This window comes from Plantactinospora veratri, from assembly GCF_036421995.1.
Classification (GTDB): Bacteria; Actinomycetota; Actinomycetes; order Mycobacteriales; family Micromonosporaceae; genus Plantactinospora; species Plantactinospora veratri.
In genome coordinates this window covers 191052-203054 of sequence record NZ_JAZGQL010000033.1, presented here as the reverse complement: position 1 = coordinate 203054, position 12003 = coordinate 191052, and the positions used below count along the sequence as shown (strand labels likewise).

Sequence of the window (12003 nt, the reverse complement as noted above, 5' to 3'; positions counted from 1 at the left end):
CTCGACGGGGAACGTGACGTCCTCGGTATGTGGGCCGGCACCGGCGGTGAGGGCGCCAAGCAGTGGGCCGGGTACCTCACCGAACTACGCAACCGCGGTGTCGAGGACGTGTTCATGGTCTGCTCCCACGGCCTGAAAGGCATGACCGACGCGATCGAACAGGTCTGGCCCCACGCCGTGCACCAGCAGTGCGTCGTCCACCTCGTGCGGGCGTCGCTGCGGTACACCAACCGCAAGGACTGGCAGAAGATCACCCCCGCCCTACGGGACATCTACACCGCCCCCACCGTCGCCGCGGCGGAGGCCCGCTTCGAGACGTTCGCCGCCGAGTTCGGTGACCAGTACCCCGCCGTCATCAAACTGTGGCGCACCTCCTGGCCGCAGTTCGTGCCCTTCTTGGACTACGACCACGAGGTCCGCAAGGTCCTCTACACCACGGATGAAATCGTCAAGTCTTCGCTCGGGTTTTCGCGGGATTGTGTGGTTGCCAGTGCGCGACGAAGACTTCGTAGGCGCGTTCGGCCTGTTCGGCGGCGGCTGTCTCCGCGGCACGTCGTTGCTTGTCGTTGTAGGCCGTGCCGGGCGTGCCGTGGTTGCCGCGCCGCGAGGGTGCTCCGGTGGCGAGTTCGAGTTTGCGCCGCTTGTGCGCGACCAGGCCGGGGCGGGCGAAGGCGTAGTCCTGGTCCTTGGTCACCAAGTGCCAGGCCAGGGCGGTCATCTTGCGGGCCGTGGCGACCACGGCGGTCGGGAACCCGCGCCGGGCCTTGACGCGTTGGAAGAACGCGCGCAACGGTCCCGGGGCGCGGCTGGCGGACCAGGCGGCTTCGACCAGGACGCCGCGCACGTGCGCCCGTCCGGCCTTGCTGATCCGGCCGTGCACCGGCGCAGAGTTGCCGGACTGGCGCACCTTCGGGTTGAGCCCGACATAGGCGACGAGCTTGTCCGCGTCGCTGAACCGGGTGAAGTCGCCCACCGCGGAGACGATCGAGATCGCCACGATCGCGTCGACGCCGGGAATGGTCATCAGGCGGGCGACCGCCGGGTCGGCGAACGCCTCGACGGCGAGTTCCTTATCCACGACGGCGAGTTCCTCGCCGTGGAAGTCCAGCTGCCGCAGCAGCGCCCGCACACTGGAAGACTCATCGGTGGGTAACGCCTGGCGTGACAGCCAGTGCCGTCCGGTCTTGCCGAACAGGTCGGACACCGGTGGCGTCGGGACGAGATTGCGGGCCAGGATCGCGTGGACCTGGTTCTTGATCCTGGTGCGCTGGCGCACCAGGTGAGCGCGGCGGGTCACCTGCCGCCGCAGGCTACGGATCCGCTCGTCGGGCAGCCACACCGGCGGCAGGAAGTCCGCCGCCAGCAACTGCGCCAGAATCCGGGCGTCGACCTTGTCGGTCTTGACCTTGGCCTCCGCGATCGCCCGGGTCTTCGACGGATTCGACACCACGACCCGGCCGACGACAGGGGTCAACAGGGTCGTGATCGCGTCGCTGTTACCAGTCGCTTCCAACGCGACCTGATCATCATCGCGCAGGCCAGCAGCCCATTGCCGCAGCGCCTCCGACGTCACGCCGATACGGCCCTCGTCACGCACGAGACCGTCCTCGACGACCGCCAGCTGCGCGAACTCGCGGTGCACATCCATACCGATATAGCGGACCATCATCTGCTCCCTCCGCTGCTCGATCGGTGGGGAACCGCTGGGACGGAACGACACCTACGGATACGCGCTCGCAGCGCAGCCGGACCAGTCGCAGGGGCGGCCAACTACTAACACGGGCTCGCAGCCCATCGAGCAAGAACGGCCTGCCCATACGTGTTCCCCGAAGGCCCCTGTTCCGGACGGTCACACCGTATGCCCGGCCAGGAGCGCCGGACCAGCAGAACACCACGCGGGCCTCCGCCTGATTTCATACCGGGTACCAACATCATCGAGAGCCTCAACGCCCGGTTCCGGCAAGCCGCCCGGCGGCGCGGACACTTCCCGACCGAGCAGGCCGCGATGAAGGTCCTCTACCTCGTCGTCCAGCAGAAACGTAAGGGAGGCGGGAGCATCACCGGCCGGGTCTACGGTTGGGCCAAGGCCCTCAACGCCCTGATCCTCGCCCACGGCGACCGGATCACCATCTAACAACCCCGATCACACCACAGGCCCAAACACGGAAATCGACACACTCCCGTTTGTGGGGTTTTCGGGGGGGTGGTTCAAAATCGCATAGATAAACTTGAGGCCCTGACCGGCGTTCTTGCTGGTCAGGGCCTTGATTTTGTGGAGCTGAGGGGATTTGAACCCCTGACCCCCTCGATGCGAACGAGGTGCGCTACCGGTCTGCGCCACAGCCCCTTGATCGACCCACCCAGAACGGCGAGCCGGCGCCAAGGCTAACAGGTCGGCCGACCCGAGCGCGAACCAGCCCCGCCGACACGTCACGCGACGGCGGTCACCGCCCGCCGGCCTCGTAGGGCCGCCCGCGCAGGCCACCGGCCCGCCGGTAGGAGACGGTGCCCGCCGCCCGGCCACCCCCACTGGCCGCCGGCGGCAGGTCGGCCGTCCGGTTCATTCCCAGCGCCGCCCGGCGTACCGCTTCCCGCTGGGCCGCGAGGCGGCGCTGGGCCTCCCGACGGGCCTGCGCCCGGCGGGCCTGGGCGCGCCGGACCTCCGCCTGCCGGGCGGCCAGCCAGGCCGCCTCCCGGGCCTCCGCCCGCCGCCGCCGACGATCGGCGATGGCCCGGCTCCGCAGGTGTACGAGGTAGGCGGCCAGCAGCGTGCCGGTGGTCGCGAAGCCGATCCAGAAGCCGGGGCTGACCAGCACCACCCCGACCAGCTCGACGAAGTTGAGCAGCAGCAGGGCGGCGAAGACCCGGCGTCGCCGGTAGACGGCCGGGGTGTGCCGGGCGGGTGGTGGCCGGCGCCGGGCCGGTCCCGGGGGCCGGGGCACCGAGCGCAGCCGACGGCTCCGCCGACCGTTCCCGGGCGGGCCGGAGACGGACGAGCCGGAGACGGGCGGCCCGGAGACCGGCGAACGGGGGCCGGCGGCCGGCGAGACGGGTTCGGCTGCGACGTCGGCGGGCGGAACGCCGGCACGAAGGGTGACGATCCGGGTACGCGGCGGGTTGACGGGCTGCCGTCCCGGGACACTCCGGCGCCGTCGATGGCGCTGGAGCACCCGCGCCGTCGACTGCGCCCGCTCCGCGGCCAGCCGCTCCGTGGCGTCGTACCGGCGGACCAGTGCCGGCGCGAGGGCGAGCAGACCGGCTGCGGCGAGGACGGCGAGGAGCACCGAGGCCGGCACCCTCATCCCTCCCGTCACCCACCTCGGGGCAACCGACCGGACGAGCACCTCCCGCACCGCCGGGTGCGGTCCACGGCAGGCGCGGACCGGCTCCCGGAGCCGCGGGTCCGTCCGACGTTGCCGCACGTCCCGATTACTTCAGGTTACGGGGACACACCAGGAATATCGTGCGGCGCGCCGGCCGACCAGCGACTAAGGAGATCAACAGGGCGGCACGTCGGGGTCAGGAAGCGGCGGCGCGCAGCCGGTGCCAGCGGGCCAGCAGGCCGCCCTCCCGGATGACCTCCTCGCTGGTCATCGCGTACCCGATGTGGTCGCGCCAGGCACCGTCGATGTGCATGTAGCGGGGGTGGTACGCCTCCTCGCGGAAGCCGAGCTTCTCCACCACCCGCCGGGACGGGGCGTTCTCCGGCCTGATGTTGACCTCGATCCGGTGCAGCCCGCCCGGCCCGAACGCGTGGTCGACGGCGAGCGCCATCGCGGTCGGGATCACGCCGCGCCCGGCCACCCGGCCGTCCACCCAGTAGCCGACGTACGCCGAGCAGAACGCCCGACGCACGATGTTGCCGAGATTCAGGTGCCCGACCAGCCGCTCCCGATCCCCCTCGACCAGGCAGACCGCGAACGGCATGCTCTCGCCGCGTCGCGCCTGCCTGCGCTGGTCACGGTGCACCCAGCGGAACGCGGCCGGAGAGTTCATCTCGTCCCACCGACCGGGCGGGGACGACTCCCAGGGTGCCAGCCAGGCCTGGTTGGCACAGCGCACCTCGGACCAGGCCGCCGCGTCCGACCGCCGGTACGGGCGCAACAGCACCGCCCCGTCCCGGAGTACTACCGGCCAGCCCGGGGTCGCGGCGAAGGTCACCGGCGCCGGTCCAGCAGCAGTACGTCCACGGTGGAGCCGGCCGCCGCGCTGGTCACCCGCTCGCCGAGCACCATCAGGCCGTTCGCCTCGGCCAGCCCGGAGAGCGTGTACGGCCCACCGCGCAGCGGCTGCACCGTGTAGCCCCCGCCGCGCCGCTCCGCCACGTGCGCCGGCCGGAACTCCCGCAGCCCGGACGGCGAGGAGACCGTCTCCAGCAGGTGTGCCCGGACGCTGGGCCGGAACACCGGCTCGGCCCCGGCCAGCAACTGGATCGCCGGCCTCGCCAGCACCTCGAAACCGATCAGTGCCGCGCCGGGCTCACCGGGTAGACAGACCACCGGTACCTCCTCGGCTCCGACCGTACCGAATCCGAGGGCGCTTCCGGGATAGAGGGCGACCTCCATGAAGGTCACCGCGCTGGCCCGGCCACCGTCCCGGCGGGACAGTACCCGGCGGATCATGTCACCCGGGCCGGCGCCGGTACCGCCGGTCGTGATGATCAGGTCGGCCCGGAGCGTCTGGTCCTCCAGCAGCCCGCGCAGCCCCTCCGGGTCGTCGTCGCAGATGCCCACCCGGTACGCCAGCGCGCCCACCTCGGCGGCCGCCGCCGTCAGCGCGTGCGAGTTGATGTCCACGACCTGCCCCGGCTGGCTGGCCCGGCCGACGTCGACCAGCTCGTCCCCGGTCGCCACGACCACCACCCGGGGACTCGGCCGGACCACCACGTGCCCGATCCCGGTCGCCGCGAAGACCGCGACCAGGGCCGGCGAGATGTACGAGCCGGCGCGGGCCAGCAGGGTACCGGCCGGCAGCTCCTCCCCGGCCCGGCGCAGCCCGTACCCGCGCTTCGGGGTCCGGAAGATCTCGACCGCCGCCATGCCCTGGTCGGTCCACTCCACCGGCACCACCACGTCGGCGGCGATCGGCAGCGGCGAACCGGCCGCCACCGAGAAGCAGGCGCCCGGGGTCAGCCGGACCGGCCGCCAACTCGCCGCGCCGAGGTCACCGACGACGTTGAGCCGCACCGGGCGCGGGTCGCCGAGGCGGCTCGGGCTGTAGCCGCCGGCCCCGCCGGTACGCCCCGCGCCCGAGATGTCCTCCCAGCGCGCCGCGTACCCGTCGATGGCCGCCTGGTCGAAGGCCGGATAGGCGTGCGGCGCCACGACGTCCTCGGCGAGCACGTTGCCGTACGCCTGGGTGAGGTCGAGGTCGAGCGGGGGAAGCGCCCGCAACCTGCGCAGCACGCTGCCCAGGTAGTCGGCGAGCGGCGTCAGCTCGTTGGCGGCCGCCTCGGCATCGGCCGTCGCTGTCACACCGTCACCTCACCGGGGGCCGTCATGTGCGGCGGCCGGCGTCGGAGGCGACGAACTCGCCCAGCCACTGCCGGAACTCCGCACCCAGATCCTCGCGCTCGCAGGCCAGTTGCACCACCGTCTGGAGGTAGCCCAGCGGCATGCCGGTGTCGTAGCGGGTCCCCCGGTAGACGATCGCGTGCACCGGCATGCCCTCCTTGAGCAGCAGACCCATCGCGTCGGTGAGCTGGATCTCCCCGCCGCTGCCCTTACCGGTACGCCCGATCGCCTCGAAGATCGCGCTGGGCAGCACGTACCGGCCGAGCACCGCCAGGTTGCTCGGCGCGTCCTCCGGCTTCGGCTTCTCCACCAGCCCGGTCACCTCGACCACCTCGCCGAGGTCGGCGAAGCTCCGGTCGGCCGGCGCCACCGAGGCGATGCCGTACCGCTTGGTCTCCTCCGGCGGCACCTCGAAGAAGGCGAGCACGATGCCGCCGGTCCGGGCCTGGAGGTCCAGCATGGCCGGCAGCAGCGGCTCGGAGAGATTCACGAACTCGTCGCCGAGCATGACGGCGAACGGCTGGTCACCGACGTGCGTCTCGGCGTACCCGACGGCGTGGCCCAGGCCGAGCTGTTCCGGCTGGCGGCAGGTGTAGATCTGGGCCAGCTCCCCCGGCCGGCGCACCGCCGCGAGCAGCTCCGGGTCGCCCTTCTCCTCCAGCCGCGCCTCCAGGTCGGGCCGGCGGTCGAAGTGGTCGACCATCGCGGTCTTGCCCCGGCCGGTGATCAGCAGCACGTCGTCGATACCGGCCTGGGCAGCCTCCTCGACGATGTACTGCAACACCGGACGGTCGACGACCGGCAGGAGTTCCTTCGGCACCACCTTGGTGGCGGGAAGGAACCGGGTCGCCAGGCCGGCGGCGGGGATGACCGCCTTCACCGCCCGTCGTCCGGCCGTCGACGTCGAGGAGTTGGCTGGGGTAGCTGCGTTCTCCGGCATGTCGCGAGACTATCGGCCACGGCCCTGGCGCGGCGGTTGTGGCCCGGATAACGCGCCGTCCGGGCCGCCGTCCGCGGTGACCGGTCCGTCTCCGCCGGACCGCCCCGCCCGGGTCGGCCAGCCGCCGCCCGCGCCGGGCATCGGCCGGCCGCCGGCCCAGGGCAGCCCGTCGTCCGGCGTCGCCGCGCCGGCCCGGACCGGAATCTCCTCGATGGTCGGTCGGCCGCTGGGCATGGCGAGCTGGCCGCCGGGCATGGTTGGCTGGCCGCCGGGCATGGTTGGCTGGCCGGCCGTGGCCATCTGGTACGTGTTGCGGCCCGCCGCCTTCGCCGCGTAGAGCGCTTCGTCGGCCGCGGCCAGCAACTGCGGGCCGGTGGTGGCGTGGTCGGGATAGACGGCGACCCCGATCGACACGGTGACCGAGACCAGGGCCCGGACCGGGGCGACGGCGCCGGACCGGGGCCGGATCGCCATCGGGGTCTCCCGGACGGCCGCGCCGAGCCGTTCGGCCACCGTCGCCGCCCCCCGGGCATCCGTCTCCGGCAGCAGGACCACGAACTCCTCGCCACCCTGGCGGAAGGCGAGGTCCACCTCCCGCATCGCGCCCCGGATCCGCTGGGCGAACTCGGCCAGTACCGCGTCTCCGGCCGCGTGCCCGTAGGTGTCGTTGACCTCCTTGAACCGGTCGAGGTCGAGGGCGAGCACGCTGAGCATCCGGCCGAACCGGCTGGCCCGTTCGATCTCCCGCCGGATCGACTCCTTCAGATAACGGTAGTTCCAGAGCCCGGTCAGCGGGTCGGTAAGGGAGAGCCGCTGCGCCTCCTCGTGCATCCGGACGTTCTCCACCGCCACCGCCGCGTGGTCGGCGAAGGTACCCAGGGTGACCAGGTCGACGTCGTCGAACTCGTCCGCGCCGAGCCGGTCGTAGAGGGCCAGTACGCCGACCGGGATCCGCCCCACCCCGAACGCCAGCCCCGGACGCGCGGTACCCGGTTCGGCGCCGGTACCCGGCCAGCCGGCGGCGGTCGCCGGGCGCAGCGGTGGCGTACCGGTTCCCGGCTCCGCCCCCGGATACGCCGGCTGACCGGCCGTACCGGAGGACGGCAGCGGCACCGCGACGTACGTCCGGCAGCGCGGCTCGCGACCGTAGAGGCGCGGCCCGTCCCGGTCCAGCCGGCCCCGGCGCGGCTCACCGGTGGCCACGACCGTGCCGAGCAGCCCCTTGCCGAGCGGTACCCGCAGCGCCGGTGGATCCCCGGGCCGCTGCCGGTCGTCGGCCGGGCGGTCCGGGTCCGCACCCGCCGGTTGGCCGAGCCCGACGCCGCGCCGGTCGAGACCCTCGGTGCACTGGCTGACCAGGACTCCCGTCCTCGGATCGAGCAACAGCACCACTCCGGCCCGGGCCCCGGTCGCCGCCATCGCGGCCCGGAGCAGCAACTGGAAGATCCGGTGCAGGTCGTGCGAACTGGCCAGGGTGTCGCCGAGCACGGCGAGCTGCTCGCGCAACTGGTGCCGGCTGACGACCAGTGCCCGGAGGTAGGACTCCGCCTCCCGGGTCATCCGGTTGAAGCTGTCGGCGAGCCGGCCGACCTCGTCCGGGGACCGGACCGGCACCCGGGTCGCCAGGTCACCCTCGGCGACCCGGTCGGCGGCCCGGGCCAGCTCGGCCAGTGGCCGGGTGGCCGAGCGGGCCAGCCGGCCGGCGGCGAGCACCGCGAACACCGCGGCGAGCAGTACGACGATCGCCAGGGGTCCGTACCGGGTCACCGGCGGATCCCGGGGTACCGACAGCACCAGCGGCAGGGGCTGACCGGGGGCCGGGCCGACCCGCCGGACGTACCGGCCCCCGTTCGCCTGGACGACCTTGTCCCCGGAGATCCGCCGGGCGGCGGCGAGCACGGCCGCCCGGGCACCGGTCGACTCGGTACTCGGCGACTCGGCCCCCTGCGGTCCGGCGTCCGGAACTCCGCTCCCGGGCACCGCGGTTCCGGCGGACGAACCGGCGGACGACGAGACCGACGAGGAGGCGGACGCGGAGACGCTGCCCGGCGGCACACCACCGGCGGACGGGGAGGCGGTGCCGGGTGTGGTGCCGCCGACGGGTCCGGGAACCGGGGGCGCGAGTCCCGGTTCCGGCCCGAGGTCGGGAACGGGGCCCGGGACGGGGTCCGGGTTCGGGACGTGGTCGGACGGTGGCGTACCCGGGGAGGTCACGGCCGGCCCGGGTGCCTCCCGCAGCAGGGTCACCGCCGTCCCGCTGGCGGTGGCGAGCCGGCGGACGAACGCCGCGTCGAGGGCCTGCGCGGTCCAGACCGCGCCGGTCACCGATCCCGAGCCGTCCCGGAGTTCCACCCGGGCCGCCAGGGCCCGGGGCGCCGGACCGGTCCCGGCAGGGCCGTCGCAGGGCGCCCAGGGGCGGGCGGGTGCCGCCGGGGTGGCGAACTCGACCGTGTCGGCCGAGCCGATGATCACGACCGCGTCCGCCAGCCCCCGGGTCACCACCTCGCCCGCCGCGCCGGTCCGGCTGTCCGGATCGGCGAGTACGGCCAGCGCGCCGGCCGTGGCGTGCAACTGTCGGCAGAGCGCGCCGACCGACGTACGGACGGCTTCGGCGGCGAGGTTGAGCCGGTGTTCGGCCTGCTGGCGGCTTGCCGTGGCGACCGTACCGGCGACGGAGAGCGCGCCGAGCAGCACCGGTCCGAGCACGACGGCGAGGAAAGCTGTGGTCAACCGTCCACGCAGCGTCACTCATCCCCCCGGAAGCTCGGCACCCGATGCTGCGATGCTGACCCAACCGCAATGGTTAACCGGCCTGGTCCCGGGAGTGTTACGTGCCGGATTTTTCGGATGAAGGTGTCGGTCCGCGCAAGACCGCGCTCCGGGCCACCATGCTGGCCCGACGCCGGGCGCTGTCGGCTCCGGCCCGGCTGGCCGCCGCCGAGCGCCTCCGGGCCGAGTTGCGCGCCCTGGTCCAGCGGGTACGACCGCGTTTGATCACCGGTTACGTGCCGGTGGGCAGCGAGCCGGGCGGGGCCGGGTTGCCGGACGATCTGGTCGGCGCGCTGGGACCGACCGGGCGGCTTCTGCTGCCGGTACTCCGACCGGACCTCGACCTGGACTGGGCGCCGTACGCCGGCCCGGGTGCACTGGTGGCGGCCGGTCGGGGGCTGCGGGAGCCGGTGACCGACCGGCTCGGTCGGGGTGCGATCGGCGCCGCCGAGCTGGTCGTCGTACCGGCGTTGGCGGTCGACCGGCGCGGTGTCCGGCTCGGTCGCGGCGGCGGCTCGTACGACCGTGCCCTGGCCCGGGCCGCTCCCGGCGCTCTCACGGTGGCGCTGTTGCACGACGGCGAGCTGGTCGACTCGGTCCCGGCGATGGATCACGACCGTCCGGTACGGGCCGTGCTCACCCCTTCCGGCGGGCTCCAGCGCCTGGGGTCCGGTTGACGGCGGCCGGTCGGAGTCCCGCCCGGCGTCGGCCTGGACACTTCGGCTGGACGAAAACGGGTACGATGCCGCACCATTGGCACTCGGATACGTCGAGTGCCAACAGGCTGCAAGATCCGGAGGGGAACGTGCCCACCTACCAGTACGCCTGCACCGAGTGCGGCCACCAGCTCGAGGCGGTGCAGTCCTTCACCGACGAGCCGTTGACCGAGTGCCCGGCGTGCGAGGGTCGCCTGCGCAAGCTCTTCAACTCCGTCGGCATCGTGTTCAAGGGCTCCGGCTTCTATCGGACCGACTCCCGGAGCAACGGTTCGGAGGGCGGCGGTTCCACGGCGAGCAAGTCCGACTCGACGAAGAGCGACTCCGCGAAGAGCGACTCGGCGAAGAGCGGCTCCGGCGGCGACTCGGGTTCGACCGGCGGAGGCACCTCCGGCAGCGGCGGAGCCGCCGGCTCGTCCAACGGGGCGTCGAGCGGGTCCGCCAGCAAGCCGAAGGCGGCATCCTCCTCCTCGACCAGTACGACCTGACGGCCGCCAGCCTCCCGCCCCGGCCGACCGGCGATCTGCCGTCCTCCCCCGACCGGTCGGGGATGGTGCCGCCGCGGCGGTCGGGAAAAGTTATCCACAGCCCTCCGAGTTATCCACAGGCTGTGAGTTCTCCGCTGCCTCCCCGGGCTGACCTGGCCTAGCCTGCTGCGCACCGGACGGTGCCGACCTCGCTGGCGCCGCCGGGCCGAGGGAGGTTCGCCGTGGCGATCGACCGTACGCCCACCCGTCGGGACACCACCCTGAGCCCGACCCGCTGGCCGCGCCCCGGCGCCGGCTCGATACTGCGCTGGCTGCTGGTGGCCGCCCTGTTGACGCTCGCGCTCGGTGCGCTCCATCTGCGCGGGCCGACGTCGTCCTGTCCCGCGCCGTCGGCCGGCCCCGCCGGCGGCGCGGGTGGGCCGTCCCGGTCCGGCGGTCCGGTCGCCGGCACGGGGCTCGCCGGGCCAGCCGGGGCGAGCCCGGCGCAGAGCGGACCGGCGGCACGCCCCAGCGGATCGCCGGGTGGGTCGGCAGCCCCGAGCGGGGTGCCGGTGCCGGAGGGGACCGTGGGGGTGCCGATCCGGCTCGCCGAACCGGCCGCGCTGACCGTGGCCCGGCCGGGAGCCCGGGTGGATCTTCTCGCGGCACCCGGCGGTGACCAGGCGGGTCGGACACCGAAGCCGACCGTACTGGCCACCCGGGTGCTGGTGCTCGACGTGCTGGGGCCGGGCCAGACCGACGACGCGGCCAGCGCCATCTACCTGGCGCTCCGCCCCGACCAGGCCCATCGTGCGGTCGGGATGCCGGAATCCACCCGCTTTGCGATCATCGTTCGCTCGTAGCCGCCTCGCGGCCCGAGCCGCCGACCGGCCGCGCGTGGGCAGACTCTCCGCGACCTGGACGAGTTGGGCGCGGTCAGCCCCAGTGCGGTGGGCGCTCGGCCAGTAGCCGCTCGTCGTTGGAGTTTGGCCGCTCGCCCCAGCCCCGGTCGGTGTCGTCCACCGACTGCTCCGGCGGCACCCGGCGGTCGCCGGTCGACCTGACCGGCCGCTCGTCGTCCCGCCCGCCACTCGTGCTGTGCTGCTTCTCCGTCCCGGACACCCGCCAAGCGTACTCGGGCGGCTGGGCCGACAGCTCCGTCGGGACAGCGGGCGAGGGGCCGCGGAGGGCTCGGGTTGGTAGCGTCGGACAGCGTGACGACGCAGAGCGGGAACTCCGCCGATGACGCCTTCTGGCGTCGACCCACCGGACCACCCGCCGACGCCCCGGAGCCCACGGCAGGGTCCCCGGCACCGCCACCGGTACGGCCCGAGAGTCACTATCCCGGCCCGCCACCGAGCGTCACTCCACCGCCGGGCTGGCGCCCACCGCTACACGTACAGCCGGCGGCGCCACGGCCACTGCCGGGCCAGGACCATGCCGCACTGGACGCCGAGGAGGGGAGCGCACGGACGCTGACCTACGGAGTCGGCATGGTCGGCGGTGCGGTGGTACTGGTACTGATGTGCCTGCTCTGCTCCCGGGCCCTCTTCTGACCCGGCGGCGTCCGGCCGGCCACCCGGCGGCCCTCGGCCGGG

At 73.6% G+C, this 12003-nt stretch carries 12 protein-coding genes, 1 tRNA gene and 1 pseudogene; 6 read left to right on the top strand and 8 right to left on the bottom strand.

The window, feature by feature from the left end; genetic code table 11:
- Window positions 1-435 (top strand): annotated as a pseudogene (locus tag V1634_RS31890) (IS256 family transposase); the annotation flags it as partial.
- A 13-nt stretch (window positions 436-448) separates the two neighbouring features.
- Here V1634_RS31890 and V1634_RS31885 read toward each other — a convergent pair.
- A complete protein-coding gene (locus tag V1634_RS31885) occupies window positions 449-1669 on the bottom strand; it encodes an IS110 family RNA-guided transposase (RefSeq protein WP_331211408.1) in 1221 nt (406 codons plus the stop codon).
- 189 nt (window positions 1670-1858) lie between these two features.
- On the opposite strand from V1634_RS31885, the gene V1634_RS31880 reads away from it, so the two are divergent.
- Complete coding sequence (locus V1634_RS31880) at window positions 1859-2134, top strand: transposase (RefSeq protein WP_407951885.1); 276 nt, start codon at window positions 1859-1861, stop codon at window positions 2132-2134.
- Window positions 2135-2273: 139 nt separating this feature from the next.
- On the opposite strand, the gene V1634_RS31875 is transcribed toward V1634_RS31880, so the two are convergent.
- From V1634_RS31875 to V1634_RS31850, 6 genes are all read right to left on the bottom strand, one after another.
- A tRNA-Ala gene (locus V1634_RS31875) sits at window positions 2274-2347 on the bottom strand.
- A 97-nt stretch (window positions 2348-2444) separates the two neighbouring features.
- A complete protein-coding gene (gene sepX, locus V1634_RS31870) occupies window positions 2445-3302 on the bottom strand; it encodes a divisome protein SepX/GlpR (RefSeq protein WP_331211407.1) in 858 nt (285 codons plus the stop codon).
- A 217-nt stretch (window positions 3303-3519) separates the two neighbouring features.
- Window positions 3520-4161, bottom strand: a complete 642-nt coding sequence (locus tag V1634_RS31865; protein ID WP_331211406.1) for a GNAT family N-acetyltransferase — start codon at window positions 4159-4161, stop codon at window positions 3520-3522.
- Complete coding sequence (locus tag V1634_RS31860) at window positions 4158-5474, bottom strand: molybdopterin molybdotransferase MoeA (protein ID WP_331211405.1); 1317 nt, start codon at window positions 5472-5474, stop codon at window positions 4158-4160. The genes V1634_RS31865 and V1634_RS31860 overlap by 4 nt, the downstream gene beginning before the upstream one ends.
- Window positions 5475-5496: 22 nt before the next feature.
- Entirely contained in the window at window positions 5497-6453 is a 957-nt protein-coding gene (locus V1634_RS31855; RefSeq protein WP_331211404.1) for a UTP--glucose-1-phosphate uridylyltransferase, read from the bottom strand.
- A 9-nt stretch (window positions 6454-6462) separates the two neighbouring features.
- Window positions 6463-9183, bottom strand: coding sequence for a diguanylate cyclase (locus V1634_RS31850; RefSeq protein WP_331211403.1), 2721 nt, complete (start codon window positions 9181-9183; stop codon window positions 6463-6465).
- A 101-nt stretch (window positions 9184-9284) separates the two neighbouring features.
- Between V1634_RS31850 and V1634_RS31845 the strand changes: the two genes are divergently transcribed.
- From V1634_RS31845 to V1634_RS31835, 3 genes are all read left to right on the top strand, one after another.
- A complete protein-coding gene (locus V1634_RS31845) occupies window positions 9285-9899 on the top strand; it encodes a 5-formyltetrahydrofolate cyclo-ligase (protein ID WP_407951884.1) in 615 nt (204 codons plus the stop codon).
- 128 nt (window positions 9900-10027) lie between these two features.
- On the top strand, window positions 10028-10426 hold the full coding sequence (locus V1634_RS31840) for an FmdB family zinc ribbon protein (RefSeq protein ID WP_331211402.1): 399 nt from the start codon (window positions 10028-10030) through the stop codon (window positions 10424-10426).
- Window positions 10427-10647: 221 nt separating this feature from the next.
- Window positions 10648-11268: a flagellar biosynthesis protein FlgA gene (locus V1634_RS31835; protein ID WP_331211401.1), complete on the top strand. Its 621-nt coding sequence runs from the start codon at window positions 10648-10650 to the stop codon at window positions 11266-11268.
- 73 nt (window positions 11269-11341) lie between these two features.
- On the opposite strand, the gene V1634_RS31830 is transcribed toward V1634_RS31835, so the two are convergent.
- A complete protein-coding gene (locus tag V1634_RS31830) occupies window positions 11342-11527 on the bottom strand; it encodes a hypothetical protein (protein ID WP_331211400.1) in 186 nt (61 codons plus the stop codon).
- A gap of 92 nt (window positions 11528-11619) precedes the next feature.
- Between V1634_RS31830 and V1634_RS31825 the strand changes: the two genes are divergently transcribed.
- Window positions 11620-11961: a translation initiation factor 2 gene (locus V1634_RS31825; protein WP_331211399.1), complete on the top strand. Its 342-nt coding sequence runs from the start codon at window positions 11620-11622 to the stop codon at window positions 11959-11961.
- Window positions 11962-12003: the final 42 nt, after the last annotated feature.